At 69.7% G+C, this 26,352-nt stretch carries 26 protein-coding genes and 1 pseudogene; 16 read left to right on the top strand and 11 right to left on the bottom strand.

Features of this window, described 5'->3' with window-relative positions; genetic code table 11:
• Positions 1 to 67 precede the first annotated feature (67 nt).
• From OG735_RS12805 to OG735_RS12830, 6 genes are all read left to right on the top strand, one after another.
• Positions 68 to 1,315, top strand: a complete 1,248-nt coding sequence (locus OG735_RS12805; protein WP_327323292.1) for a prenyltransferase/squalene oxidase repeat-containing protein — start codon at positions 68 to 70, stop codon at positions 1,313 to 1,315.
• Entirely contained in the window at positions 1,315 to 1,974 is a 660-nt protein-coding gene (locus OG735_RS12810) for an SCO2322 family protein (RefSeq protein WP_327323293.1), read from the top strand. Before OG735_RS12805 ends, OG735_RS12810 begins: the two co-directional genes overlap by 1 nt.
• A gap of 683 nt (positions 1,975 to 2,657) precedes the next feature.
• Positions 2,658 to 3,719, top strand: coding sequence for an energy-coupling factor transporter transmembrane component T (locus tag OG735_RS12815; RefSeq protein ID WP_327328296.1), 1,062 nt, complete (start codon positions 2,658 to 2,660; stop codon positions 3,717 to 3,719).
• Entirely contained in the window at positions 3,716 to 5,479 is a 1,764-nt protein-coding gene (locus tag OG735_RS12820) for an ABC transporter ATP-binding protein (protein WP_327323294.1), read from the top strand. The genes OG735_RS12815 and OG735_RS12820 overlap by 4 nt, the downstream gene beginning before the upstream one ends.
• Positions 5,443 to 6,309 carry an ECF transporter S component gene (locus OG735_RS12825; protein WP_442812416.1) on the top strand — a complete coding sequence of 289 codons (867 nt, stop codon included), beginning with the start codon at positions 5,443 to 5,445 and terminating at the stop codon, positions 6,307 to 6,309. Before OG735_RS12820 ends, OG735_RS12825 begins: the two co-directional genes overlap by 37 nt.
• A 316-nt stretch (positions 6,310 to 6,625) precedes the next feature.
• Entirely contained in the window at positions 6,626 to 7,051 is a 426-nt protein-coding gene (locus OG735_RS12830; protein WP_327323296.1) for a transglycosylase SLT domain-containing protein, read from the top strand.
• 146 nt (positions 7,052 to 7,197) lie between these two features.
• Here the strand turns inward: OG735_RS12830 and OG735_RS12835 are convergent, their stop codons facing one another.
• Together OG735_RS12835 and OG735_RS12840 are read right to left on the bottom strand one after the other, a co-directional pair.
• On the bottom strand, positions 7,198 to 7,899 hold the full coding sequence (locus OG735_RS12835) for an alpha/beta fold hydrolase (protein ID WP_327323297.1): 702 nt from the start codon (positions 7,897 to 7,899) through the stop codon (positions 7,198 to 7,200).
• Positions 7,900 to 7,975: 76 nt separating this feature from the next.
• Positions 7,976 to 9,145 carry a steroid 3-ketoacyl-CoA thiolase gene (locus tag OG735_RS12840; protein ID WP_327323298.1) on the bottom strand — a complete coding sequence of 390 codons (1,170 nt, stop codon included), beginning with the start codon at positions 9,143 to 9,145 and terminating at the stop codon, positions 7,976 to 7,978.
• A 296-nt stretch (positions 9,146 to 9,441) separates the two neighbouring features.
• Here OG735_RS12840 and OG735_RS12845 point away from each other — a divergent pair, with 296 nt between their 5' ends.
• The gene (locus OG735_RS12845; protein WP_327323299.1) at positions 9,442 to 10,698 is read left to right on the top strand and encodes a cytochrome P450; all 1,257 of its coding nucleotides are present in this window, start codon (positions 9,442 to 9,444) and stop codon (positions 10,696 to 10,698) included.
• Between the two features lie 88 nt (positions 10,699 to 10,786).
• Here OG735_RS12845 and OG735_RS12850 read toward each other — a convergent pair whose 3' ends face one another.
• From OG735_RS12850 to OG735_RS12865, 4 genes are all read right to left on the bottom strand, one after another.
• Complete coding sequence (locus tag OG735_RS12850; RefSeq protein ID WP_327323300.1) at positions 10,787 to 10,963, bottom strand: hypothetical protein; 177 nt, start codon at positions 10,961 to 10,963, stop codon at positions 10,787 to 10,789.
• A gap of 39 nt (positions 10,964 to 11,002) precedes the next feature.
• Positions 11,003 to 11,263, bottom strand: a complete 261-nt coding sequence (locus tag OG735_RS12855) for a DUF397 domain-containing protein (protein WP_327323301.1) — start codon at positions 11,261 to 11,263, stop codon at positions 11,003 to 11,005.
• Positions 11,238 to 12,071 carry a helix-turn-helix domain-containing protein gene (locus OG735_RS12860; RefSeq protein WP_327323302.1) on the bottom strand — a complete coding sequence of 278 codons (834 nt, stop codon included), beginning with the start codon at positions 12,069 to 12,071 and terminating at the stop codon, positions 11,238 to 11,240. The genes OG735_RS12855 and OG735_RS12860 overlap by 26 nt, the downstream gene beginning before the upstream one ends.
• Before the next feature lie 212 nt (positions 12,072 to 12,283).
• Positions 12,284 to 14,254 (bottom strand): bifunctional glycosyltransferase 87/phosphatase PAP2 family protein, encoded by a 1,971-nt coding sequence (locus OG735_RS12865; protein ID WP_327323303.1) that lies wholly within the window; start codon positions 14,252 to 14,254, stop codon positions 12,284 to 12,286.
• 308 nt (positions 14,255 to 14,562) lie between these two features.
• On the opposite strand from OG735_RS12865, the gene OG735_RS12870 reads away from it, so the two are divergent.
• The 3 genes from OG735_RS12870 (at position 14,563) to OG735_RS12880 (ending at position 16,800) form a co-directional block, all read left to right on the top strand.
• The gene (locus OG735_RS12870) at positions 14,563 to 15,681 is read left to right on the top strand and encodes a DUF2330 domain-containing protein (RefSeq protein ID WP_442812417.1); all 1,119 of its coding nucleotides are present in this window, start codon (positions 14,563 to 14,565) and stop codon (positions 15,679 to 15,681) included.
• A gap of 15 nt (positions 15,682 to 15,696) precedes the next feature.
• Positions 15,697 to 16,377, top strand: coding sequence for an O-methyltransferase (locus OG735_RS12875; RefSeq protein ID WP_327323305.1), 681 nt, complete (start codon positions 15,697 to 15,699; stop codon positions 16,375 to 16,377).
• 96 nt (positions 16,378 to 16,473) lie between these two features.
• Positions 16,474 to 16,800, top strand: a complete 327-nt coding sequence (locus tag OG735_RS12880; protein ID WP_327323306.1) for an antibiotic biosynthesis monooxygenase family protein — start codon at positions 16,474 to 16,476, stop codon at positions 16,798 to 16,800.
• A 70-nt stretch (positions 16,801 to 16,870) separates the two neighbouring features.
• Here the strand turns inward: OG735_RS12880 and OG735_RS12885 are convergent, their stop codons facing one another.
• Entirely contained in the window at positions 16,871 to 18,088 is a 1,218-nt protein-coding gene (locus OG735_RS12885; RefSeq protein WP_327323307.1) for a helix-turn-helix transcriptional regulator, read from the bottom strand.
• Between the two features lie 180 nt (positions 18,089 to 18,268).
• On the opposite strand from OG735_RS12885, the gene OG735_RS12890 reads away from it, so the two are divergent.
• Genes OG735_RS12890 through OG735_RS12900 form a run of 3 tightly spaced genes read left to right on the top strand, consistent with a single transcriptional unit; the run spans position 18,269 to position 19,178 of the window.
• Entirely contained in the window at positions 18,269 to 18,592 is a 324-nt protein-coding gene (locus OG735_RS12890) for a hypothetical protein (protein ID WP_327323308.1), read from the top strand.
• Complete coding sequence (locus tag OG735_RS12895; protein WP_327323309.1) at positions 18,592 to 18,936, top strand: hypothetical protein; 345 nt, start codon at positions 18,592 to 18,594, stop codon at positions 18,934 to 18,936. The genes OG735_RS12890 and OG735_RS12895 overlap by 1 nt, the downstream gene beginning before the upstream one ends.
• Positions 18,933 to 19,178, top strand: a complete 246-nt coding sequence (locus OG735_RS12900; RefSeq protein WP_442812418.1) for a DUF7848 domain-containing protein — start codon at positions 18,933 to 18,935, stop codon at positions 19,176 to 19,178. The genes OG735_RS12895 and OG735_RS12900 overlap by 4 nt, the downstream gene beginning before the upstream one ends.
• Positions 19,179 to 20,290: 1,112 nt before the next feature.
• Here OG735_RS12900 and OG735_RS12905 read toward each other — a convergent pair.
• Positions 20,291 to 20,776, bottom strand: coding sequence for a hypothetical protein (locus OG735_RS12905; protein WP_327323311.1), 486 nt, complete (start codon positions 20,774 to 20,776; stop codon positions 20,291 to 20,293).
• Between the two features lie 408 nt (positions 20,777 to 21,184).
• Between OG735_RS12905 and OG735_RS12910 the strand changes: the two are divergent.
• A pseudogene (locus OG735_RS12910) lies at positions 21,185 to 21,280 on the top strand (antibiotic biosynthesis monooxygenase); the annotation flags it as partial.
• Positions 21,281 to 21,345: 65 nt separating this feature from the next.
• Here OG735_RS12910 and OG735_RS12915 read toward each other — a convergent pair.
• Together OG735_RS12915 and OG735_RS12920 are read right to left on the bottom strand one after the other, a co-directional pair.
• On the bottom strand, positions 21,346 to 21,801 hold the full coding sequence (locus OG735_RS12915) for a hypothetical protein (protein ID WP_327323312.1): 456 nt from the start codon (positions 21,799 to 21,801) through the stop codon (positions 21,346 to 21,348).
• On the bottom strand, positions 21,801 to 22,418 hold the full coding sequence (locus OG735_RS12920) for a hypothetical protein (RefSeq protein ID WP_327323313.1): 618 nt from the start codon (positions 22,416 to 22,418) through the stop codon (positions 21,801 to 21,803). Before OG735_RS12920 ends, OG735_RS12915 begins: the two co-directional genes overlap by 1 nt.
• A gap of 126 nt (positions 22,419 to 22,544) precedes the next feature.
• Between OG735_RS12920 and OG735_RS12925 the strand changes: the two genes are divergently transcribed.
• Positions 22,545 to 23,024, top strand: coding sequence for a GNAT family N-acetyltransferase (locus tag OG735_RS12925; protein ID WP_327323314.1), 480 nt, complete (start codon positions 22,545 to 22,547; stop codon positions 23,022 to 23,024).
• 122 nt (positions 23,025 to 23,146) lie between these two features.
• On the opposite strand, the gene OG735_RS12930 is transcribed toward OG735_RS12925, so the two are convergent.
• Entirely contained in the window at positions 23,147 to 25,195 is a 2,049-nt protein-coding gene (locus OG735_RS12930) for an MDR family MFS transporter (RefSeq protein ID WP_327323315.1), read from the bottom strand.
• Between the two features lie 168 nt (positions 25,196 to 25,363).
• Between OG735_RS12930 and OG735_RS12935 the strand changes: the two genes are divergently transcribed.
• A complete protein-coding gene (locus OG735_RS12935) occupies positions 25,364 to 26,263 on the top strand; it encodes a peptidoglycan-binding domain-containing protein (protein WP_327323316.1) in 900 nt (299 codons plus the stop codon).
• The last annotated feature ends 89 nt before the right edge of the window (positions 26,264 to 26,352 follow it).

A 26,352-nucleotide genomic window follows, 5' to 3' on the forward strand; every position in this document is an offset into this window, starting at 1 on the left:
ACGGGGCCGGAGCCCTGGTACCTGAGCGTGCCTGTGCCCGGCTCCCGCAGGAGAGGCCCAGCCCGCCATGACCCCCGTTCGCCGCAGCGCCATATCGCTCGCCGCCTCCGCCGTACTCGGCATGGCCATAGCCTCGGCCGCCGCGCCGGCCGCGATCGCGGCGCCGTCTCCGACGCCGTCGACCGTGCTGCCGTCCGGTCTGTACGGCACGGGCGACCCGACGTACGACGGTGTCTGGCGGCAGTCGCTGGCGCTGCTCGCGCAGGACACGGTGGGCGTCAAGCCCGCGGCCAAGGCCGTGGCCTGGCTGACCGGTCAGCAGTGCGACAGCGGTGGCTTCCCCTCGTACCGCGCGGACGCGGCCAAGGCGTGCGACGCCAAGCTGCCGCTGGACTCCAACGCCACGGCCGCTGCGGTGCAGGCGCTCGCCGCGCTCGGCGGGCAGGACGCCACCGTGAAGAAGACGGCCGGCTGGCTGAAGTCCGTGCAGAACGCGGACGGCGGCTGGGGCTACAACCCGGGCGGGGCCAGCGACGCCAACTCCACCTCCATCGTGATCGGCGCGCTCGCGGCGGCGGGCGAGAAGCCAGAGACGGTGAAGTCGAAGGGCGGCAAGACGCCGTACGACGCGCTGCTGACGTTCGCGAAGCCGTGCGGCGGGAAGGACGGCGGCGCGTTCGTCTTCCAGCTGAAGTCGCCCGGCATGGTCGCGGACTCCACGGCGGCGGCTGTGCTCGGCGCGCACGGCAAGGGCCTGGCCGTGACGGCGGGTGCGAAGGACGCCAAGGGCACGGTCTGCGAGAAGGCGACGACGGTCGAGGGCGCGGCGCACAACGGCGCGGCGTACCTGGCGACCGCGCTCGCCAGGACCGGGCACCTGAACACGGCTCCGATGCCGGGCGCCGCGGACCCGACGGAGAAGCCGGACTTCGGGAACACGGCGGACGCGATCGTCGCGCTGAGCGCGCAGGGCCTCGGCGACCGGGCGAAGAAGCCGATGGAGTGGCTGCAGCAGAACTCGGCGGCCTGGGCGAAGGCGTCCGGCCCGGCGGCGTACGCACAGCTGATCCTCGCCGCGCAGGCGACTGGCGCGGACCCGAAGAGCTTCGGCGGGACGGACCTGGTGGCGGGGCTCAACGCGACGGGTCCCGCGCCCGAGGCGACGACGGGGCAGTCGGCGCCGGCTGCGGACACGGAGAAGGACTCCGAGTCCGACTCGGGCATTGGGGTGTGGTGGATCGTGGGCGTGTTCTTCGTCGCCAGCGTCGGCGCCGGAATCCTCCTCAGCGGCCGCAAGAAGAACCAGCAGCGGTGATGCGTACCCGAGTCCTCTCGCTCGTCCTCGCGCTCGGCGCCGCGCTCACGGTGCTGGGCGCGGGTCCGGCACAGGCGGCGGGTTACCGCTACTGGTCGTTCTGGCAGAGCGGCGGCGGGAAGTGGACGTACGCCACCGAGGGCCCGGCCACGGCGAGGCCGTCGGACGGCTCGGTGAACGGCTTCCGTTTCTCGGTGAGCGAGGACAGCGGGGACTCGGCGCAGCCGCGCACGGCTCCGGGCTTCGAGGCGATCTGCGGCCGGACACCGCCGAAGGACGGCACGAAGCGGATCGCGCTGGTCATCGACTCCGGCACGCAGGCGGACGCCCCGGAGGGCGAGACGCCGCCCGTGTCGCGGTCGGCATGCGCACAGGTCGGCAAGGACGCGACGAGCGCGGAGGCGCTGGCGTCGGTGGCGAAGCCGCTGCGGTACAACAGCGAGGCGCTGCTCTGCGCGATCTCGGGCTACCCGGAATCGGGCTGCGGCGAACAGGTCGCGACGAAACCGAAGCCGAAGGCGAAGCCGTCCGAGTCTGCGGCGAGCAAGAGCGGTAGCGCCGACAAGGGCGGTCCCTCGGTCGGCCTCATCGCCGGCCTCGCGGCGGTAGCGGTACTCGGCACCGCGGCGGTGTGGCAGTCGCGCCGCCGCCGGGGATGACGACCGAGGCATCGACGGTGCGAGACGACGAGGAGCCGCGCCGGCGGGGTGGAGCCGGAGACCCTGTGACCCACGCCCCGAAGGCGGGTCGCGGGACTGACGGGGCGTCGCCGCAGGCGGCCGGCAGTCACGGCGACGGGACGCAGCGGCAGGCGGCCGACCGCCCGGTTGACGGATCGTCCCGATCGACCGGCGCCGCACCGCCGCGAGCCGCCGACGACGGGAGCGGCGAGACACCGGAACGAACCGCCGACCACCGGAGCGGCGAGACACCGGAGCGAGCGGCCGACCACCGGGGCGACCGGGCACAGACCACTGCCACCGGCCGCCGGAACGACACGACACCGGAGCGACCGGCCGACCACCGGGGCGACCGGCCACAGACCACTGCCACCGGCCGCCAGAACGACACGACACCGGAACGAACCACCGACCACCGGGGCGACCGGCCACAGACCACTGCCACCGGCCGCCAGAACGACACGACACCGGAACGAACCACCGACCACCGGGGCGACCGGCCACAGACCACTGCCACCGGCCGCCAGAACGACACGACACCCCAACAAGCCGCCGGCCACCGGGACCGCAGGAATTCGCCGAGGTCGGCCGGTCACCAGGGCGACGACACATCGCCCCGCAGGTCGTACCTCCTCGCGCCCGCCGCCAGTCGTAGTAACGCCCTGCATGCCGGGGCCTGGTGGATCTGGGCCCTTGGGCTTGCCACCGCCGCGTCGCGGACCACCAATCCGCTTCTCCTCGGGCTCCTCGTCGGCGTCGCCGGATACGTCGTCGCCGCCCGGCGCACCGACGCGCCCTGGGCCCGTTCGTACGGGGCCTTCGCCAAGCTCGGGCTCTTCGTCATCGGCATCCGCGTGCTCTTCTCCGTCGTCCTCGGCTCGCCGATCCCGGGGACGCATGTCCTCTTCAGCCTCCCCGAAGTACCGCTGCCCGACTGGGCGCGAGGCGTACGCATCGGCGGCCGGGTCTCCGCAGAGCAGCTGCTCTTCGCGCTGTACGACGGCGCGAAGCTCGCCACGCTCCTCATCTGCGTCGGCGCGGCCAACGCGCTCGCCAATCCCGCCCGCCTGCTCAAGTCCCTCCCGGGCGCCCTGTACGAGGTCGGCGTCGCCGTCGTGGTCGCCATGACCTTCGCGCCGAACATGGTCGCGGACGTGGTCCGGCTGCGTACCGCCCGCCGGCTGCGCGGCCGCCCCACCGGCGGCATCAAGGCGATCGTGCAGATCGGGCTGCCCGTCCTGGAGGGCGCGCTCGAGCGGTCGGTCGCCGTCGCGGCATCCATGGACGCACGCGGCTACGGACGTACCGCACACGTCCCGCCCGCCGTCCGCCGCACCACCACCGTCCTCACGCTCGGCGGACTGCTCGGCGTCTGCGCCGGTTCGTACGGCCTGCTCGCCGCGGAGGGCGCTTCGTACGGACTGCCCCTCCTGATAGCCGGGCTCCTCGCCGCGCTCGCCGGTCTCCGGCTCGGCGGCCGGCGCTCCGTACGCACCCGCTACCGTCCCGACCGCTGGGGCCCGCGGTCCTGGCTGGTGGCCGGATCCGGCGCGGTCGTCGCGGCCCTGATGATCCGGGCGGGTACCTACGATCCGGAGGCGCTGCACCCCGGCGTCGTACCGCCGACCGCGCCGACGCTGCCCCTCTGGCCCGCAGCGAGCGTCCTCATCGGACTGCTGCCCGCCTTCATCGCGCCCGTACCCGCCTCGCAGGAGAAACCGTGATCCGCTTCGAAGACGTGTCGGTGACGTACGGCGATGCCGGCGCGCCCGCGATCAGCGGTGTCGACCTGACCGTCCCCGAGGGCGAGTTGGTGCTACTGGTCGGGCCGTCCGGTGTCGGCAAGTCGACACTGCTGGGTGCGGTCTCGGGCCTCGTCCCGCACTTCACCGGCGGCACCCTGCGCGGCCGCGTCACCGTCGACGGCCGCGACACCCGTACCCACAAGCCGCGCGAACTCGCCGATCTCGTCGGCACGGTGGGCCAGGACCCGCTCGCCCACTTCGTCACCGACACGGTCGAGGACGAGCTGGCGTACGGCATGGAATCGCTCGGCCTCGCCCCCGAGGTGATGCGCCGCCGCGTCGAGGAGACGCTCGACCTCCTCGGGCTGACCGAGCTGCGCGACCGCCCGATCGCCACGCTCTCCGGCGGACAGCAGCAGCGCGTCGCGATCGGCTCGGTGCTGACCCCGCACCCCAGGGTCCTCGTGCTCGACGAGCCGACGTCCGCGCTGGACCCGGCGGCGGCGGAGGAGGTGCTGGCGGTCCTGCAGCGGCTGGTCCACGATCTCGGCACGACGGTTCTGATGGCGGAGCACCGCCTGGAGCGGGTGGTGCAGTACGCGGACCAGGTCATCCTGCTGCCCGCGCCCGGGGAGCCACCGGTGATCGGGGCGCCGGCGGAAGTCATGGCGGTCTCCCCCGTACACCCGCCGGTCGTGGCGCTGGGCCGCCTGGCGCGGTGGGACCCGCTGCCACTGTCGGTACGGGACGCGCGGCGCGGGGCCGGTGCGTTGCGGGAGCGCCTGGAGGGTCTTTCCCCCACCCCGCCCCTTCCCGTAACCGGGGCTCCGCCCCAGACCCCCGTACGGCCTTCGGCCGTGTCCTCAATCGCCGGACGGGCTGCAATCCAGCCCCGTCGGCGATGGAGGATGCCAGCCCCGCAGGCGATTGAGGCGCGGGGTCCGGGGCGGAGCCCCAGGTTCGGGAAGGAGCGGAGCCCCGGCTCGGGCGGTCCGCTTGCCGAGGCCCGCGCGCTCACCGTCCGCCGCGACCGCGTAGAGGCCCTCCGCCGCGTCGACCTCACCGTCGCCCCCGGCGAAGCCATCGCCCTCATGGGCCGCAACGGCGCCGGAAAGTCGACCCTCCTCGCCACCCTCGTCGGCATGGTCGAGCCCACCTCCGGCACCGTCCTCGTCGGCAGCCGCACCCCCCACCGCACCCATCCCCGCGAGCTGGTCCGCCAGGTCGGCCTCGTTCCGCAGGAGCCGCGCGATCTGCTGTACGCGGACACGGTGGCGGCCGAGTGCGCGGCGGCCGACGCCGACGCGGGCGCCGCGCCCGGCTCCTGCCGCGCCCTGGTGACCGAGCTGCTGCCCGACGTACCGGACACGACGCACCCCCGCGATCTCTCCGAGGGGCAGCGCCTCGCCCTGGCGCTGGCCATCGTGCTCACCGGGCGGCCGCCCCTCCTCCTCCTCGACGAGCCGACCCGGGGTCTGGACTACGCCGCGAAGGCCCGGCTCGTCACCGTCCTCAAAGGCCTGGCCGCCGAGGGGCACGCCATCGTCCTGGCCACCCACGACGTGGAGCTGGCCGCCGACCTCGCGCACCGGGTGGTGATCCTGGCCGACGGCGAGGTCGTCGCGGACGGCCCGACCGCCGAGGTCGTGGTCTCCTCGCCCGCCTTCGCGCCCCAGGTCGCCAAGATCCTGGCCCCGCAGAAATGGCTGACCGTCGCCCAGGTCAGGGACGCCCTGTGAACCACGCCACACAGGCCCGCGCCGTACGCCTCGGCCCCCGATCCATCGCCGCCCTCGCCCTGATCAGCGGGATCGGGGTGATCGCCTTCGGCTGGCCGCTGCTCGCCGACGCCGACTCCGGGCTCGCCCACTCCGCCGACGCGCCCTGGCTCTTCGCCGCGCTGCTCCCGCTCCTCGTGGCCGTCGTCGTCGCGACGATCGCCGACACCGGGATGGACGCCAAGGCGGTGGCGATGCTCGGAGTCCTCGCCGCGGTCGGCGCCGCGCTGCGGCCGCTGGGCGCGGGCACCGCGGGCCTGGAGCCCATGTTCTTCCTGATGGTGCTGAGCGGCCGGGTGCTCGGACCGGGCTTCGGCTTCGTACTCGGCTCGGTCACCATGTTCGCGTCCGCGCTGCTCACCGGCGGCGTCGGTCCGTGGATGCCGTTCCAGATGCTGTCGATGGGCTGGTTCACGATGGGCGCGGGACTGCTGCCGGGGCCGGACCGGCTGCGTGGCCGCGCCGAGCTGCTGATGCTCGCGGTGTACGGGGCCGTCGCCGCGTTCGCCTACGGCACGGTCATGAATCTTCAGGGCTGGACATATATCGGCGGCCTCTCCTCCGGCATCTCCTTCCACCCCGGCGATCCGGTACAGGAGAACCTGGTCCGCTTCCTCGCCTACTGCGCGGCGACCTCCTTCGGCTGGGACCTCGGACGGGCGGTGCTCACCGTCGTACTGACCCTCGCCATCGGCTCGACGGTCCTCAAGGCGCTGCGCCGAGCCACCCGCCGTGCCGCCTTCGAGGCACAGGTCACATTCGAGGCCCCCGACAGGGTCCCTCCGGGGTGAGCCGCCCCACAGGGGTTTAGTCCGATACGAGCCGCAATAGTACCTTTTTGGTGGCCATGGTGACCCGTCGATCGCGGCCGCCACCTGCAGGAACCTCTGCGGTCAAGCCCCCGGCCGTGCCACCCCAGGTGCGAGCACGGCTAGTAACAAGGGTCGTTGCGACGGGCTGACCTCGCCGCTACAACTGACCCAGTCGCAAGGCGCCCCGTGCTCCTCACCGGAGCCGCAGTGCCTCCCAGGCGGCCGGATCCCCACTCGTACGTACGAGATTCCGGCATGCCCGCGACGGCCCTGTTCCCGAGAGTTAGGTCGCTCTGTGTTCCGCTCGATCATCAGCCGCATCGCCATCCGCCCGAAGAACGCTCTCGTCGGCTCCGCCCTTGTCCTGGGCACTGCCGGCATGGCGATCGGCATGAACCCGGCCACGGCCGCCGCCGCTCCCGCCGCGCAGACCGGGTCCCCGAAGGCGGTCGCCCAGCAGATGATCGCGGACGACGCGCAGTTCCAGTGCTTCAGCAAGATCGTGGAGCACGAGAGCGGCTGGAACGTGAACGCCACCAACCCGTCCAGCGGTGCGTACGGCCTCGTCCAGGCGCTGCCCGGCGGCAAGATGGCATCCGCCGGCGCTGACTGGAAGACCAACCCGGCCACCCAGATCAAGTGGGGCCTGGACTACATGAACTCCCGCTACGGCAGCCCGTGCGGCGCCTGGTCCTCCTGGCAGGCCCAGGGCTGGTACTGATCCGGCCCGCAGCCTCCTCCAGCGCATGGAACCGGCCCACGATCTCGGGCGCGGCGTTCCTGAAGGCCGAAGGCCCCGAAGTGGTCGACCTTTCCCTGGTCGAGCACCGGGGCCCTCGTGCCGTATGCGGTCGGATGCAGCGGATCTCAGGATTCCACGCCTGACCGGAGCAGAATCCGTGCCAGCTCGCGCGGCTGGGAGAACATCGGCCAGTGGCCGGTGTCCATCTCGACCAGCCGCCAGTGCTCGCTCTTCAGCAGCTCCACCACGTCGTCGTTCGGCTCGGCGCCGTCGAGCAGGCACTTGATGTACGTCGCCGGGAGCTCGCCGAGCGGGCGTGCCAGCACGGCCGGCTCGGTCAGCGTGGCGCCCGGGTGCGGGGTCGAGCCGCCCACGATCCGTGCGATCTGCTCGCCGGTGAGACCCTGGCCTTCGCAGTCGGCTGCGGTCAGGGGCGCCCAGAAGCCCCCGTTGTCGGCAATCGATGCCTCCACCATCGCCCGGCCGTACGGCCAGCCCGAAACGAACGACTCGCCGTCGGCCGGAACGTTGGAGTCGACGAACACCACGCGGGCCAGCCGGTCGCCGATCCGCTCGGCGGCCTGACCGACCGGGATGCCCGAGTAGCTGTGCCCGACCAGGACGACGTCGCGCAGATCGAGGCGTTCGACCTCGCTGACGATGTCCTGTACATGGGTCTGCTGCCCGGCCGGCACGCCCTGCTTGTCGGCGAGGCCGGACAGCGTCAAAGGGTGTGCGCCGTGCCCCGCCGCACGCAACTCCGGGACCACCTCGTCCCACGCCCACGATCCGAGCCACGCGCCTGCCACCAGTACGTATTCCGTCATGGTGGCAACGTAACGGAGGGGTCCGACAACCGGCCGCCGGAACGCGACCGCTCCGGAACCGCCCCCGAAACAGGACCTACAGCCGCTGGATGATGGTCCCGGTCGCCAGCGCCCCGCCCGCGCACATGGTGATCAGCGCGAACTCCTTGTCCCTGCGCTCCAGTTCATGCAGGGCCGTGGTGATCAGCCGCGCCCCGGTCGCTCCCACCGGATGCCCGAGCGCGATCGCGCCACCGTTGACATTGACCTTCTCCAGGTCCTGCTCGAAGACCTGCGCCCAGCTCAGCACCACCGACGCGAACGCCTCGTTGATCTCCACCAGGTCGATGTCCTTGAGCGACATCCCGGCCTTGCCGAGCACGGCGCGCGTGGCGTCGATCGGCCCGTCGAGGTGGTAGTGCGGGTCCGCGCCGACCAGCGCCTGCGCGACGATCCGGGCCCGCGGCCTCAGCTTCAGAGCACGCGCCATCCGCTTGGACGCCCACATGATGGCGGCCGAACCGTCCGATATCTGCGAGGAGTTGCCCGCGGTGTGCACGGCCGTCGGCATGACCGGTTTCAGCCTTGCCAGCGCCTCCATGCTGGTGTCCCGCAGCCCCTCGTCGCGGTCGACGAGCCGCCACATGCCCTGCCCCGCGGCCTGTTCCTCCTCCGTGGTGGGCACCTGCACGGCGAACGTCTCGCGTTTGAAGCGCTCCTCGGCCCATGCCACGGCGGCCCGCTCCTGCGACACCAGCCCCAGGGAGTCGACCCGTTCACGCGTCAGCCCACGGTTGCGCGCGATGCGCTCCGCCGCCTCGAACTGATTGGGCAGATCCACGTTCCACTCGTCGGGGAACGGCTTGCCCGGTCCGTGCTTGGAGCCGCTGCCCAGCGGCACCCGTGACATCGCCTCGACGCCGCAGCTGATGCCGATGTCGATGACACCGGCCGAGATCATGTTCGCGACCATATGGCTGGCCTGCTGCGAGGACCCGCACTGGCAGTCCACGGTCGTGGCCGCGGTCTCGTACGGAAGCCCCATCGCCAGCCAGGCGTTGCGCGCGGGGTTCATGGACTGTTCGCCGGCGTGGGTGACCGTGCCGCCCACCACTTGTTCGACGCAGTCGGCGTGGATGCCGGTGCGGCCGAGAAGTTCGCGATAGGTCTCGCCCAGCAGATAGGCGGGATGGAGGTTCGCAAGCGCGCCTGAGCGCTTGCCGATGGGGGTGCGTACGGCTTCGACGATGACGGGTTCCGCGGCCATGAGCTCGTCCTCTCCTCGCACAGCCGCTGAGCGTCCCGGCGCACAGCAGCCGAACTAGTACGCGTTCTAGTTCTCCGTTCAGTCTTATGAGCGCTACCCCCGGTACGCAAGGGTCTTGCACGGCACTGCTGCACCCCTGGCGCCCCCGACCGGCAACAGATCCCGCCGCGACCCTTGCCACTTGTAGAACTCGTTACTACCTTTCGGTCAACTTCTGATGGGTCGTCAGACAAGCCGTGTCACCACCTCCGTGACCACCCGCGTCACCGACACCACCGCCAGACCTGGAGTTGACCTTGAAGCTGCCGAAGGACTGCCCCCATCTGCCCGAAGGGTTCGACTTCACCGATCCCGATCTCCTCCAAGCCCGCGTCCCCCACCCGGAGTTCGCCCGGATGCGGCAGACCGCCCCGGTCTGGTGGTGCACCCAGCCGGCCGGCATCTCCGGCTTCCAGGACGAGGGCTACTGGGCCGTCACCCGGCACGCCGACGTCAAGCATGTCTCCACCCACCCCGAACTCTTCTCCTCCAACACCAACACCGCGGTCATCCGCTTCAACGAGACGATCAGCCGCGACCAGATCGAGGTCCAGAAGCTGATCATGCTCAACATGGACCCGCCGGAGCACACCCGCGTCCGCCAGATCGTCCAGCGCGGCTTCACCCCGCGGGCGATCCGCTCCCTGGAGGAGGCCCTGCGCAACCGCGCCCGCTCGATCGTCGAGACCGCGCTGGCCGGCGCGAAGGACGACGGCAGCTTCGACTTCGTCACCAACATCGCGGTGGAACTGCCGCTCCAGGCCATCGCCGAACTCATCGGCGTACCGCAGGAGGACCGCACCAAGATCTTCGACTGGTCCAACAAGATGGCGGCGTACGACGACCCCGAGTACGCGATCACCGAGGAGATCGGTGCCGAGGCGGCGATGGAGATCGTCTCGTACTCGATGAATCTGGCCGCGGCCCGCAAGGACTGTCCGGCGAAGGACATCGTGTCCCAACTGGTCGCCGCGGAGGACGAAGGCAACCTCTCCAACGACGAGTTCGGCTTCTTCGTGATCCTGCTGGCGGTCGCGGGCAATGAGACGACGAGGAACGCGATCAGCCACGGTATGCACGCGTTTCTCACGCATCCCGAGCAGTGGGAGCTCTACAAGCGGGAGCGGCCGGAGACCGCGGCCGAGGAGATCGTGCGCTGGGCGACGCCCGTGGTCTCCTTCCAGCGCACGGCCACGCAGGACCTGGAGCTGGGCGGCCGGCAGATCAAGAAGGGCGACCGGGTCGGGATCTTCTACTCATCGGCGAACAACGACCCCGAAGTCTTCGAGGAGCCCGAGCAGTTCAACATCACCCGCGACCCGAACCCGCACCTCGGCTTCGGCGGCGGAGGCCCGCACTTCTGCCTCGGCAAGTCGCTCGCGGTGATGGAGATCAACCTGATCTTCAACGCGATAGCGGACACCCTGCCGGACCTCCGCCTGGTGGGCGGCCCGCGCCGACTGCGCTCGGCGTGGCTGAACGGCATCAAGGAACTCCAGGTCAGCACCAGTTGACCTGTGGGCCGGTGGGAGGCGGGGCGCTCACCCCACGCCACGCCCCGCCTCCCCCTGTTGCGCAGGCGTGAGTCGGTGAGGGGACCGGTCACCTGCGGCAGTGGAGGTTGGACGGGGGTGTGGTGCCGACGTACTTGCCCCACTCGGCGCGGGTGAGGTCGCGGCCGGAGGTGGCGCAGGCGGCGTCGGTCCAGACGTCGGGGGTCAGCGACCATCGCTGTAGTTCCCCGACGTTCCCCTCCCCCTCCACCGCGGCGAAGAGCATCGTCCCGAGGAGCGTGGCTTGATCACCGTGGAGAAATGACTAGAAAGCGTCCCGAGCCGCCGCTGCGACGAAGGTCGCGAAGGCGGGGCGGGAGAGGTGGAGCGCGGGGCGGGTGACGTCCTTGGAGTCGCGTACGGCGACGAGGTGGGGAGCCTCTGCAATCTCGAGGCACTCGCCGCCAGTGCTGCCGCTGTAGCTGGACTTGCGCCAGGCGGCGCCGTTGAGGGGGGCGCACTCGACGCACGAGCCGCCCTGGTCACCGCTGTAGCTCGACTTACGCCACTGCGTGCTGCTCCCCATAGCGCTCCTCCATGACATGCCGGATCAGCTCCGCCGAGTCCTTGATGGACAGGGCTGCGGCCTGGAGGTGATCGTAACGGAGCGAACAGTCCCTGACGGTCTCGAGGTTGGCGGTCGGATGCCCTGCTCCGTAGCCCTCTGTGTAGACGATCGACGGGTCGCCCGGGAAGTGGAAGAGGTCGAACGGACCCTGTAGCCCAGCGTGGGCTCCGGCTGCGTACGGAAGCACCTGGACGTTCAACCTTGGCGCCTTCTCCGAGGTCAAGAAATGGGCCATTTGGCCCCGCATGGTCTCCCGACCGCCGATCTCCTGGTGCAGCACCGCCTCGCTGAGGATTACCCACAGCACCGGGGGCTCGTCCTTTTCCAGGATGCGCTGCCGCGCCAACCTGACCGCCGTGCGGTCCTCCAGGTTGCTACGGTCCATGGCTCCGAGCACCGCCCGTGCGTACGCCTCCGTCTGGAGCAGCCCGTGCACCAAGTGCGTATGGAAGGTGCAGATCTCCGTGGCCCGCGCCTCAAGCTCCGCCACCTGCTGGAACCAGGACGGGAGTTGACTCCGCAACACCAGGCCCAGCAGCCGCGAGAGCATCCCGCCCGTCCCCAGCGCCGCATCCACCCGCTCGCTGAACTCCGCCGTCGGCAACTTCCGCGCCGTCTCGATCTGGCCGACCAGCGACCCCGTGTAGTTGATGATCTCGCCCAACTGCTTCTGCGTGAGGCCGGCCGCCTCCCGGTAGCGGCGCAGCTCGTAGCCGTAGTAATCGAGCGGCGACGCACTCGGGTCGAGGACGTTGACTTGGCTCATGGCGGGCATCCCCTCGTTCAACTCCACCAACGGCAGGGCGCATTGTGTCCGGCCCGTAGCCGAGAGTAGTCAACCGTCGCCACGCTCGTACCGTGAACGATGGCATTTCGTCGCCCAAGTGGCGGAACAGCGCCCGCGGGCGGATCCTGGTCTGAACGCGACGATCCACCCCAGGGGGTGCGGGGACGACCCGTACCCCCTGGGGCGCGCGGCTACTTCGGCGCGGCCGGGACCGGTGCTTCCGCCTGGGTGTCCACTCTCGCCGCCGGGACCGCCCCCGCCGGCACCCGCAGCTGCCGTCGGCCCGCCAGCAGGTAGGTCAGGCCGAAGCCCGCGCCCACCACCGCCGCGCCGCCCGCCGCGTCCAGTACCCAGTGGTTGGCCGTGGCCACGATCGCGCAGACCGTGAAGAGCGGGTGGAGCAGGCCGAGCAGCTTGATCCACAGCTTCGGCGCCAGGACCAGGACAATCAGTCCGCACCACAGCGACCAGCCGAAATGCAGCGACGGCATCGCCGCGTACTGATTGGTGACCGCCGTCATCGCCCCGTAGTCCGGGTTGGCGAGGTCCTGCGGGCCGTGCACCGTGTCGATGAAGTCCATGCCCGGCATCAGGCGCGGCGGGGCCAGCGGATACAACCAGAACCCGAGCAGCGCCAGCAGTGTCGCGAAGGCGAGCGACGAGCGCGCCCAGCGGTAGTCGGCGGGGCGTCGGACGTACAGCACACCGAGGATCGTCAGCGGCACCACGAAGTGGAAGGACGAGTAGTAGAAGTTGAAGAAGGCCTCGGCCCACTCCGCCTTCACCACCGCGTGGTTGATCCAGTGCTCGACGTCGATGCCGAGCGCCTGCTCGGCGGAGATGACCTGCCGGCCGTGCTCCTCGGCGGCGGTCACGCCGCCGGTCGCGGCGGCGCGGATCTGCGAGTAGACGGAGTAGCCGACTCGGATCACCAGCAGTTCGAGCAGCAGGTTCGGGCGGCTGAGCACGCGCCGCCAGAACGGCAGCAGCGGCACCCGGCTCCAGCGGGCCGGGAGCGGCAGGGCGTACTCGGTCGGCACCGGCCGCCGGAAGTACGGCGAGGTACGCGGCAGGAACGGCACCGCAACCGCCGCCGCCAGCGCGGAGATCAGCAGGACGTTTTCGCGTACGGGGTACAGCACCGCCATGTTGGGCAGCAGCATGTTCCCCGGCAGCGTGATCGCGAGGATCACCAGGACGGGCCACAGCATGCGGTCCGAGGCGCGCTTGCCGACCCGGCCGACGACCGCGAGGAGCACCCACAGCAGCTGGTGCTGCCAGGCGGTGGGCGAGACGGCGACGGCCACACAGCCGGTCAGGGCGACGGCGAGGAGCAACTGCCCGTCCTGGGCGTAGCGGACGGCACGGCGCAGGCCGAAGAAGCAGACCGCGGCGGCGAGCACGACATAGAGCGCGATCTCGAGCGGGCCCTCCAGGCCGAGGCGGAGCAGCGCGCCGTGCAGTGACTGGTTGGCCAGGCTGTCCGGGCGGGCGCCGAGCCCGGCGCCCGCGACATGGTGCACCCAGTACGTCCAGGAGTCGCTGGGCAGCGCGGCCCAGGCGAGCGCCGAGGAGGCGGCGAAGGTGCCCGCCGAAGTGGCGGCGGCGCGTCTGCGGCCGGTGAACCAGAGCAGCGGAGCGAACAGGAGCACGGTCGGCTGGAGGGCGGCGCCGAAGCCGATCAGCACGCCGGACGGTCTCTCGCCGCGCGCCGCGAAGCAGCCGAGCAGCACCAGCAGGACCGGGATGATGCTGGTCTGCCCCAGGTAGAAGCTGTTGCGCACAGGCAGCGAGAGCATCAGCAGGCTGATGGCGATGGGCGCGGCGAGCAGGCCGCTGCGGCGCGAAACGGGTCCCGGCAGGGCGCGGGCGACCACCAGGCCGAGCACGACGACGAGCAGCAGTGTGCCGAAGGTCCAGGCGATGCCGAGCGCCTGCTCGGCGGCCCGGGTCAGTGGCTTCAGCACGAGTCCGGCGAACGGCGTACCCGTGAACTTGTCGGCGTCGTACAGCGAGCCCTTCATATGCAGGACGCCGTTCTCGCCGATCCAGGTCTCCAGGTCGGTGAGGCGCTCACCGGGCGGCTGCCGGAGCACTGCCGCTGTCTGCCGTACCGCGAGGACGGCCGCTACGAGCCACAGGGCGGCCCTGGCCGCGCCCATCCTCGTATCCGTCGTCGCACTTCCGTGCACGCTGTGCTCCGCGTTCGCCACGTCGCGCCGCGCCTCCCCACGTTGTGTTTTCCTGGTTCACGTTCTGTGCGCCGGTGCTGCATGTCCCGGGCTGCTCCCGGTTCATAGAGCCTCGCACTGCCCCACGAAGAAGACTCAGGCAACCCCCTCTTCGCCTGACTGTCACCCCGTTTTGACCGAATATCTCGTTCGACCATCTTGTTCGACGGCACCGGAACCGCGAGGTCCGCGGCGCCGTCACAGTAGGCATGCGGGGGAACATACAAGACAGGACACCGGTGCGTGGGCCACGGAGGCAGCGGTTGCTGCTGGTGGTGCTCGCTCTGCTTGCGCTGCAGCTCGGATCGCTGGTCAGCCCGGCGTACGCCTGCGGATGCGGCGCGATGGTGCCGGACAAGCAGTCCCATATGTACGTCAACCGGGAGACGTCGGTGGTCGGTTGGGACGGCCGTACGGAGCAGATCCTGATGCGCTTCACGGTCGACGGAGACGCTCCCAAGGCTGCCTGGATCATGCCCGTGCCGAGCCGTGCCACGGTCGAGCTCGGCGACAGCGCGCTCTTCGGCGAGCTCGAGACGATCATCGAGCCGGAGCTCCGGACGCGGCACTACTTCTGGCCACGCGGCAACGACTGGCCCTTCTCCCCCACTTCCGGCGACTCCGCGGGCGCACCGGCCCCCGCGGCCGGTGCGCCGGCGGTGGGTGTGGTCGGCCGCGAACGCCTCGGCGACTTCGATGTCGCACGGCTGACGGCGACCGATCCCGGCGCGCTGCGCGGCTGGCTGGAGCGGAACGGCTTCGAGCTGCCGGACGGCCTCGCCCGCGAGTTGAAGCCGTATGTCGAGCAGAAGTGGGAGTACGTGGCGGTGCGCCTGGCCCCCGAGACGACGGGTTCCGTGCTGCGCGGCACGCTCGACCCGCTGCGGCTGCGCTTCGCCAGCGACAGGCTCATCTACCCGATGCGGCTGTCGCGGCTGGCCAGGACCGCGCAGTCACTGGGGCTGTTCGTGCTGGCGCCGCACCGGATGGAGCCGCGCGGCTCGATCGGTGGGAACGCGCCGGAGGTGACGTACGCGGGGAAGGTGGAGCCGAGCGCGGCGCTTTCCGGGTTCACGGGCGGCGGCGAGACCTTCCTGACGGCGCTGGACCAGGAGTTTCCGGAGCCCAAGCGGATCAACGGCGACCATGAACTGCGCGCCACGGACAAGGACACCCCCTTCCGGCGGGTGGTGTACGAGAACCAGCTGTTGACGGTGGCCGGTGTCCCGGCGTGGCTGCTGACGGTCGGCGGGGGCCTGGCGGTTCTCGCGGCAGTGGTGCTGGTGCGTGTACGGGCACGGCGGCGCAGTCCGGTCGTACCACCTCCGGCGATCCATGTGCCGCCACCGATCGCCTGAAATAGGTTGGGCCGTATGACTCAGGAGAACCAGGACCGGTGGTCCGCCGTAGACCGCTACATCACCGACCGCCTCGTCCCGGCCGACGAAGCCCTGACCGCCGCCCTCGCGGCGAGCGACACGGCCGACCTGCCTGCCATCGCTGTCGCCCCCAACCAGGGCAAGCTGCTGCATCTGCTGGCCCAGGTGCAGGGCGCGCGCACGGTGCTCGAGATCGGCACACTGGGCGGCTACAGCACAATCTGGCTGGCCAGGGCGCTGCCCGCGGAAGGCAGGCTGATCTCGCTGGAGTACAGCCCGGCGCACGCGGAGGTGGCCCGGGCGAATCTCGCCCACGCCGGCCTCGACAAGATCGTGGAGGTCAGGACGGGCGCGGCGCTTCAGACGCTGCCGAAGCTGGCGACGGAACCCGGCGTGGGCCCGTTCGACCTGGTCTTCATCGACGCGGACAAGGAGAACAACCCGCGCTACGTGGAGTGGGCGCTGAAGCTGACCCGCCCGGGCAGCGTGATCATCGTCGACAACGCGGTGCGGGGTGGCGCGGTGGTGGACGCGGACAACACGAACCCGGCGATCGTGGGCACGCGGGAGATGTACGAACTGGTGGCGCGGGAGCCGCGGCTGAGCGCGACGGCGGTACAGACAGTGGGCACGAAGGGGTACGACGGGTTCCTGCTGGCGCGCGTGGTGGCCTGAGGAGGGGCGGGGCGTGCCGGGCGGGCGGTCGCGGCAGCCGCGGCCCGTTCCGTGCGTCATGCCGGTGAGCGTGGGCCGTACGGCAGGATGGGCACCATGAGCATCGTCAAGATCAACGTCCTCACGGTCCCTGAAGATCAGCGCGAAGTCCTTGAGAAGCGGTTCGCCTCCCGCGCCGGCGCCGTGGAGGGCTCGGACGGCTTCGAGTGGTTCGAGCTTCTTCGACCTGTGGAGGGCACTGACACGTATCTGGTCTACACCCGCTGGCGCAGCGAAGAGGACTTCCAGAACTGGATGTCCGGCCCCATGCAGGCGGCGCATCGTGGTGCGCCCGCCGGTGGAGAGCAGCCCAAGCCCGCCGCATCCGGCTCGACACTCTGGTCCTTCGAAGTGGTCCAGCAGGCCGCCCCCAAGCAGGACTGACGCTCTCGGTAGCGTGCCCCCGGCTCAGCAGTCTCCGGGGGCACGGGGAGAGACGGCGGCCGCCCCGGCGTCAGCGCCCGAGAGCTCTCAGGCCCTGGTATGCCTCGCGCAGGCCCGTTGCTTCAGGCAGCTGGCGTGCCTCGACCGCTTTCACGACCTCCAGCGCTCGCCAATGGTTCGAGGGGACGACGCGGCCACTGAGTATGGCCTTCTGAGCCGCATCACATGCCTCATCCATTCGGCTTTCGGCGAGCAGCACTAAAGCCAGATCGATATTCGCTGATGCCACCCGGCGCGGCCACTTCTGAACGTCATCGCTTGGGCTCAGCCGGGCGATGACTTCTCGCGCGTATGGCTCGGCGGCCGAATCCCCTGCCCATGCAAGGGTAGTTGCGGTGTACGCAAGCGCCTTTGCGGGGTCGTAGCGGTAGTGGTGCTCCGGGCGGTCAGGGCGGCCGAGTGACGCAGACATGCGCTGCACCCGATCAATGGCGGCGTAAGTCTCCCTCGATTGCCCCAGCCGCGCACGCGCTCTTCCCTCCTGGGCTGCCGACTGAATGGCAGCTGACCCGCCAGCGGGCGCGATCTGCTGTGCTATCTGGGAGAGCTCAAGGGCGCGGACGTAGTCCCCCTCCGTGAGTACGCGCCATGCATCGGTCTCGAAGCACCATGCCTCGATCTCAGCGTTACCGGCCTCGCGGGCCAGCGCGGCGGCCGTCTGCAACCGGGCAGTAGCTGCCTGATCCTGCTTGAGATCAATGTGCAGCGTCGCGCCGAAGAGAGAGAGCCAACCGCCAACGACAAGCAATCGGCGGTGCTCGTTCAATGACTTGCGGGCGTCCAACAGCCGAGTGACATAGGCCGAGTGCTTCCGCACTCGCTCCAAGAGTTCCTGCGGCGGCGTTACCGGGTACGCCGTGGCCAATTCGTCAAAGGCGTGATCGAGTCGATCAAGCGTGGCTGATCCCACATCACTTGCCTGGACTCGTCGCATCAATTCCCATGCGTCAAACTCGTCATCGGAATTGGGTACGGCGTCGACGGTCCACGGGTTGACTCCCCTCGGACCGCGAATCGCAGCGTCAAGAGCAAGCAGGCTGTCCAGCTCTTTGGGAGTCACATCGAGCAGTGCGGCAATCTTGAGCCTGAGCCACGGCTGAGGGTCGTTGTCACCCTTCTCCCACCGCTGAACCGTAGTCCGGTCCACTGATAGGGAATGCGCGAACTGCTCCTGCGTGTATCCACATGCCTTGCGGCGCTTCGCGAAGCCCTGCCGCTTGCCCGCCATCGCTGCCCTCCGTCCAACATCCCCAGCTCAGCGTATCCGTTGCGGCAAACTCGCAGCAGAAGTGCGGCATTTTTGCCGTGGCTCTGGCTGGCCATGCGCGGTTCTCTGACACCCACAGAAGACCCCCGCGACCGCGCATACGGCCCGGGGGCGTGGCCAACCTGAAGGAGTCAGGTCGACATGGACCAAACTATCGCCCGGGCGGCCGGCTGGCTGTTACAGCGGCTGCTACCCGCGTCCGGTCGTCGTCGTCGTGCGGCGATCTGCCCGGCGAAAGAAGGTCGTGCGGATGATGCGACATTGCGCCTGGCGCGTATGCCGGGAGCCACAGAGCGAGCCTATCTGCGCGGTGAGGATGTCGCGCTTGTCCGCCCGTACCTGGTCGCCCATGAGCGGCGGTGGGAGGAGCGGTTGCAGACGTCACGGCGCCGGGCACTACTGCTGGCGGTGCACGGCATCGATATCGGTCCGCTCACGATTCACGGGGTAAAGGTGGGTGCCTGATGTCTGCTGCGCACACGATGCGACTGCTGCCGTGGTACACGCCTGAGGGCAAGCCGTGTTACCTCAGTACGGATGAGAGCGGCGGGTACCTCTCCCGGAAAGCCGACCAGGTAGAAGCAATCCAGCTCGGCATGGGGGTCGAACTGCTCAGCCATGCGGAGTCCATGCTCGCCGAGAGCAAAGTGACGGCCGAGGAACTGTCCTTCCTGGCCACGCATTTGATCGAGTCCCTGCGCGATGTGCTGCGAATCGCTCAGAGCCGGGGCAAACGTCTGCCGGTGCCGGACTCTGACGACCTCGACGAGTCAGACGCAGACGACGACCGGCCGCAGGGTCGCGAGTGAGCGGGCGAGCCCGGTACGGGTTCATGGACTGGACGCTGTTGGCGGATCCGGAGACGGGCCTTCGCTACGCGGGTGAGTGTCTGGACTGCGGCGAGCGATCCATAAACGGTGACAGTGCGGATGATGCGCAGCTGTGGTGTCTGAAGCACGCAGGGATGAGCGGTGACAAGCGCTTCAAGCTGACCGCGTTTCAGTCCTTCGATGCCTTGCCCTCGGGCGCACTGGGTCCTCGCGCCACGTAGCACCGAAGCCGCCTCGCCCTCCCCCGTGATCTCTGGGCGGGGCTCGGCCCCGGTGGTCTGCTCTGCCGCAGACCACCGGGGCTTCTTGCTGTCTCCTGGAACGAAGTTTGCAGCAAACCCCTTGGCGTTTGCTGGAGCAACGAACATGCTCGTGACTCATCAGCCCGAGAGTCGGTCGGATGAGTTAGCCGGTGCTCGTCGTCGTGCGACTTGGAAGGTCATGCATGTACAAGTTCGGTAGGAAGCTGGGGGTGGCCCTGGCTGCGGCTGTGGCGGCGCTGGTGGCAGTTGTGGGGGTGACCGCGTCGGGTGCGGCTGCTGCTCCGGCCGGTGGTGGCGGGGCTGTTGCGGCGGTGTCGTCGGGGCCGACGACGTCGGTTGCGGTGAACGGGTTGCAGCTGAGGACCGGACCGAGTCCGCGCGGACAAGGAGTACGACTCCGGCAAGAACCGTGCCCGTGCAGCCCGTCGCCGTCGTTGAGCCGTGAACCCCATCGAGGACTTCGGGTAAATACCAGTGTCAGGTTCCGGTCGGCTGCCGACGGGGCGGGGCTAAGCCTTTCCCCTGCGGCTTCCGGTCACCTGCCTGGGAGGGCTGGATCAAACGGTTCACTCTTCACGACCGATTCCTGGATCTTCATCAAGGGAGGGCAACTTGTGCTGAAGGTATTCAAGAGGTGTTCAGCGGTGATGGCATCGTCGTTGGCCTTGGTGGGTGTGGTATGTGCCGCACCTGCCCACGCTGTAGGAGAAGTCACGCCTTTCTATCTCGACTATGGCAACTCTGTGCTGCAAGGGAAGGTGACGTGGCAGAACCACACGGTCTTCTTTGAAGGGACACATCACGTCGCCAGTGGGGCGGGTTGCAGAACTGGTCTGTTTGTTGCCACTGGTGCGGGTTTGGAGGCCAAGAAATCCACCAGTGAGCTGTGTGTGGCCACAACCCGACCCTTCGGGGGGAATTGGTCCTGACGATTCCCGGTGGTCCCGCAAAGATCGTTATCTACTACTTCGACGGCAGCGTGACGAGTGGTCAGACTGTCGCCAAAGCTACGTGCAAACGGTCCGGTTGCATTCGGGAGTACTAACCTTGCCGCGCAACATGACGTCGATCTACTCTCCATCGCTTGCGGTTGCGGCGATGCGGGCGGCGCAGAAGGTGTCGAGCGCGCCCACGGCCGCACGGATGTGGGCCGGTCCGAGACGCGGCCGCTCTCCGGCGCACCACCAGGAGAGCTGCCCCTCCACCTCGCGCGCATGCATGCCCAGGTTGTGTTCGACGCACAGGGGCCACGCCTGCCCCAGACGCTCAGCGACGGTATCCTGCGCGGCGTCGGCGACGATCGCCAAGGCATGAGCAAGGTCTTCGGCCACCTTTGGGTACAGGTGACCGCCGTGCCACTCGCCATTGGCCAGCGCAACGTAGACATACTCCGGCTCGCCCGCCTCGTAGGAAGGCTGGGCCACCAGTTGCAGGGGCCCCTTCTCAGGAAGAGTCACTGCCAAGTCCCGGTTAAGGAGCGCAAGAGCCTCGTCCCACAAGGGGTACTCGCCCAGCGAGACGCGACGGAGCCCGGGACTATCGAAGAGAGCATGCATAGGGCCATCCTCCACTACCGACGGCCGACCCCAATCGCGCACAAGGTCGTAAGCGCCATCGTGCCGGAGGCCGTGATCGGAATCGAACCGACGCAGCTCGTTTTGCAGGTCTGTCCCCGCTGGTCAGCCGTCTGTTTCATCGACATTCGTATCCGTTCGTTCCGCCCTGGGAGGCGCGACCGCGATCTCAGCTGACGACTACGAATGGCGATGAACGAGACGAAAACTGAGACGGACCCGGTTGCCCATCATCAGTAGCCGAGGTCGCACTCACGACCTCTTCTTTGCTTGGTTCCACTCACCCACTATCCACCCCGGTAATCCGTCTGATGTTCTGGCATCCAGCGTGCGCGACCTCGCAGACACGGGGCAGGGCGCATGGCTTTCTGTGACGGCCCGCCGGTTCCGGGCGGCGGCGAAGGCGGCGAGCGTCCCAAGCCCGCCGCCTCCGGGTCCACGCTGTGGTCGTTCGAGGTGGTCCAGCAGGCCGCCCCGAAGGCCTGAGGCCCAGGCCCGATATTCGGGCCCAACACCCAGGCCCAAGACCAAGACCGGCCTCCGGCCACGATCTAGATCCGCAGCAGCCGCTCCGTCACCTCGCGGTACGCGCGCAGGGCGACCCGCAGCTCCTCTGTGTCCGCCTCCGCCGGGCGGCGCTCGTTCCCGCCGTCCCAGTCGGCACGGAGCGCTTGACGCCGTTCGGTGAGGGCGATCGTGATGCGGTCGGCGGTGTCCTCCAGTACCGCGGCCGCCTCCTCGACCGCGTGCCGCGGCCCGTCGACGAAGCCGCCGAGGGACTGCTGCAGCCGCAGCGTCAGCTTGTCGCGCTCGTCCTGCGGGATCAGCTGCCGCGACGGGGTCTGGCCGCGAGGCTCGCGGTCTTCGGTGTTCTCGACGCCTTCGATGCCTTCGAGGCCTTCGACGTCCTCGAGGTGCTCAGGTCGCTCAAGGCTCTCAAGGCCCTTGGAACGCTCGGGGTGTTCGGCCCGCTCGGGTGTCTTGGCCCGCTCCGCTTCGTACGTCATCACGCGCCACTCCCCTTCGGCTTCAGCAGATGCCCGCGCCTGCCGCGCTCCACCGCACCGGCACGGTGCGCGAGGGGATCCTCGGGACGGGCGTGGACCAGGGCCTCGAACAGCGCACGGCTCTCGACCATCGCCTCACGCAGCTCCTCCGTGCTCGACTGTCCGCGCGTCGCGCGGTGCACCCGGCGGTAGCCGCCCACGTGTTCCGCGTGATGCACGGAGAGTGCGGCGAGCTGCTCCTCGTACTGTGCGGCCTCGGGGAAGCCCCGCTCCGCCGCCAGCCGCGCCAGCAGCTGGTCCGCCTCGGCGACCGCCTTGACCGGAGAGTCGACGAAGCGCTCCTGGAGACCGGCCCACTGGGCGAGGTACAGCTCACGTGTCTCGTTCGCCAGCGGCTGCGGCTTCAGATCGCCGTGGCGCTTGACGCGCTCGTTCAGTTCACGTGCCGCGGCTTTGGTGTCGCCGTCGTGGCGGGTGAGGGCCAGGTCGTACTCGGGGCCGAACCGCCGCTTCAGCCCCCGCCGGCCGCCTCCCCTGCCCGGTCCCGCGTAGAGCACCGCGGCGACGACGATCGCGAGCACCGCTACCAGAGCGACGACGATCAGGACTGTGGACATGGCTGCCTTCCCTGTTCACGATGCGGTGTATTCGACTCGGTTGAACTCGGTTGAGGGGCCCTCCTGAAGGCGGGTTGCCCGGAATTCGTTGGCCAAACGGCCCGCCCCTCCGGTACAGAGATCGTCATGACCACCTGGACCCTGGCCCCCGAAGCATTCGACTCCTCCGACGCGAGCGCCCTGCGGCGCGAGTACTACGACGAGGTCGCGAGCCGCTACTGGCAGCGCCCCGCGACCGCCGAGGAGATCGACCAGGGGCTCAGCGGCGACGGCGCCGAGCAACTCGCGCCGCCCACCGGCCAGTTCGTCGTCGGCCGGTACGGCGCCAAGGCCGCGGCCTGCGGCGGAGTGCTGATGCTGGACGCCGAGCGCGCCGAGCTCACACGCGTCTATCTGCGCCGTCCCTTCCGCGGCAGAAGGGGCGCCGGAATCCTGCTGGAGACCCTGGAGAACGAGGCGCGCAAGCTGGGCGCCCGGCGGATGGTCCTCAATACCAGGCTCGATCTGATCGAGGCGCGGAAGCTCTACGTCCGCAATGGCTACGCCGAGATCCCGGCGTACTGCTCGGGTCCGTACATGGACATCTGGTACGGCAAGGAACTCTGAGGCGACCAGGAGCCCCGGAGTCCGAGCCGCCAGGAGACCCGAGCCGTCCGGAGCTCCGAGCCGCCGTGAGACCCGAGCCGCGCAGAGACCCGAGCCGCCCGGAGACCTGAGCCGCCCGGAGCTCAGGCCGCGTGGTCCCGCTTCGGCGGCGGACTGTACGGCCGCTCCGCGTCCGACCCGCACAGCTCCGCGTTCAACTCCTCCACCAGCTGCACCAGATCGGTCGGCCGCTCCGGTCCCCACCAGTCGCCGAGCAGCTCCGACAGGGACTCCTCGCGCGCCTTCGCGAGCCGCATGGCCGCTTCCAGGCCCCGGTCGGTGAGGATCAGCTGCAACCCGAAGCGGCGGGCGAGCCCCCGCTCCTCCACCTGCCGGGCCGCGTCGGTGATGACATGCAGTGGTACGGGCGTGGCGTCGGCGAGCAGCCCCGGCTCCACCGTGCCGTGGCGCCTGATCCTCAGCAGCAGCCAACTGGCCTCGGGCAGCAGGTCGTACCCCGCCTTGTCGCTGATCTTCTCGTAGATCTGACGCCGGCCCTCGCGCGAGCCCAGCAACGACAGGGCCCGGGCACACTCCTCGTGCGAGGAACGCTCGACCGGGTTGGAGGCGAGCGTCTGGCTGGGATCGGGCGCGGTGACCGAGCCGCGCAGCTTGTCCTCCTTGAGGAACCAGGCGACGAGGAAGGCGAGAAGCACGACGGGCACGGCGTACAGGAAGACATCGGTGATGGCTGACGAGAACGCATGGAGTACCGACGGGCGCAGCGCGGGCGGCAGTTCGGCGATGGCGCGCGGGTCGTCGGCCAGTTGCCCGGCACCGGCGCCGGACGGCACCGGCCGTCCGGCGAGCGCGTCGGCCAGTTTGTTCTGGAGCTGGTTGGTGAAGATCGTGCCGAAGATGGCGACGCCGAACGCGGCTCCGATGGAGCGGAAGAAAGTCGCGCCGGAGGTGGCGACGCCCAGGTCCTCGTAACTGACGGCGTTCTGGACGACCAGCACGAGCACCTGCATGACCAGGCCGAGACCGGCACCGAAGACGAAGAAGTACGCGCTCGTCTGCCAGGTGGAGCTCGTCTCGTCGAGCTGGTGGAGCAGTACGAGGCCGACGGCGGTGATGCCGGTGCCGGCGATCGGGAAGACCTTCCAGCGGCCGGTGCGGCTGACGATCTGGCCGGAGCCCGTGGAGGTGAGCAGCATGCCGAGCACCATCGGCAGCATGTGCACACCGGACATGGTCGGTGTGATGCCGTGGACGACCTGCAGGAACGTCGGCAGATAGGTCAACGCGCCGAACATCGCGAAGCCGACGATGAAGCTGATGACGGCGACGAGCGTGAAGGTGCGGATGCGGAAGAGTTTGAGCGGCAGTACGGGTTCGGCGGCGCCCCGCTCGACGTACACGAATACGACGAGGAGTACGGCTCCGAGAACGGCGAGCGCGATGATCTGCGCCGAGCCCCACGCCCAGGTGGTGCCGCCGAGGGAGGCGACGAGGATCAGACAGGTGGCGACGGAGGCGATGAGGAAGGTGCCGAGGTAGTCGATGGTGTGCCTGGTCCGGCGTACGGGGATGTGCAGTACGGCGGCGATGACGAGCAGCGCGACGATGCCGACCGGCAGGTTGATGTAGAAGACCCAGCGCCAGCTGAGGTGTTGGGTGAAGAAGCCGCCGAGCAGTGGGCCGAGGACGCTGGAGGCGCCGAAGACCGCGCCGAACAGGCCCTGGTACTTGCCGCGTTCGCGCGGCGAGACGATATCGCCGACGATCGCCATCGACAGCACGATCAGTCCGCCGCCGCCGAGTCCCTGGAGCGCGCGGAAGCCGATGAGCTGAGGCATGTTCTGGGCGATGCCGCAGAGCGCGGAGCCGACGAGGAAGATGACGATGGCGGTCTGAAACAGCTTCTTTCGGCCGTACTGGTCACCGAGCTTGCCCCACAGCGGGGTGGCGGCGGTCGCGGCCAGCAGGTACGCGGTGACCACCCACGAAATGTGCTCCAGGCCGCCGAGGTCGCTGACGATGGTCGGCAGCGCGGTGGAGACGATGGTCTGGTCGAGGGCGGCGAGCAGCAGGCCCAGCAGCAGTGCGCCGATGGCGACCATGACGGTCTGCCGTTTCTGGCCCTCACCTGGGGCCGGACTCACGGCCGGGGTGCGCACTTCCTGAGACATGGGGATCTCCTCGGGTCCGCTTCACCACCCGCCCCCCGTCCATTCTCGGGCATTCTCCATCCTGGTCGGTCTGCCCGGATATGGCCTGCCGAGCGGCGCCCCCGGCCGTTGGGCCGTCGCAGTGGGCGCCTGCATAATCGCTGGCAGCTATTGGGGAGGGAACCTGCAATGACCGGACACCTGTGTCCTGAATGCGGCGAGCCGTGGGGTACCGACGGCAGAGCCGGGCCGGGCTGCGACTGCACGGAGCGTGCCGCGCGCACGCCGGGGGCGGAGTGGCAGCCGGACCTTGCGTCGGCAGTGCATTTCGATCCGCTGCGGATACGGCCCTATGTGACATTGCGGAGCGTGGACGAGGGCGGGGGCGGAGGGGAGCCCGACCCCGGGACGATCCCCCTGACGCTGCCGCACGTGGTGGATCCGGCGCCGCGTGACGAGCCGCACGCGCTTGATCCTGTGGACCTCACCCCGGCTCGGCACCGCCGCCCACGGCGGCAGTACACGGGGCTCATGGTGGTCGTGGCGGCGGTTGCGGTGGCCGGGACCGCCGCGGTCGCCGGAGGGTTGTTCTCCGGGGGCGACGAGCGCGAGAAAGCGCTGCCGGACAGGAAGACGGGCTCGCCGAGTCTGAACGTCCTGCCGGACGGGCCCTCTTCGTCGCCGAGCCGGTCCGCACCCGTGTCCGCAACCGTCTCCGGCTCGGCGTCGGCCTCACCGTCCGTTACGGCCTTCGCGGCGCAGTCCGCGCCGCGTGCGTCCGCCGACTCGTCCGGCCCCGCGGCGGCGCCGCCCTCAACAGCGTCGGCCACCGGATCGGCGCCCCAGGCGGCGGGCTGGCGGACATCGGGCACGCTGCGGAGCGGGGACAGCGGACCTCAGGTCACCGAGCTTCAGCAGCGGCTGGCTGAGATGTCGCTGTACGCGGGCCCGATGGACGGGACGTACAGCCAGAGCGTCGAGGACGCGGTACGGGCCTTCCAGCAGGACCGGCATGTCAAGGGCGATCCCGAGGGGGTATACGGCCCGAAGACGCGCCGCGCACTGGAGGCGGAGACCCGGGAACCCTGACGGGCCATGGCGCACACGGAGTTGGCGGCGGACCGCCCTGGACCGGGGTGGACGATGCGGGACGGACGCGAAACCGGGTGGCGCTACCC

The sequence above is a fragment of the Streptomyces sp. NBC_01210 genome (assembly GCF_036010325.1).
Taxonomy (GTDB): Bacteria; Actinomycetota; Actinomycetes; order Streptomycetales; family Streptomycetaceae; genus Streptomyces.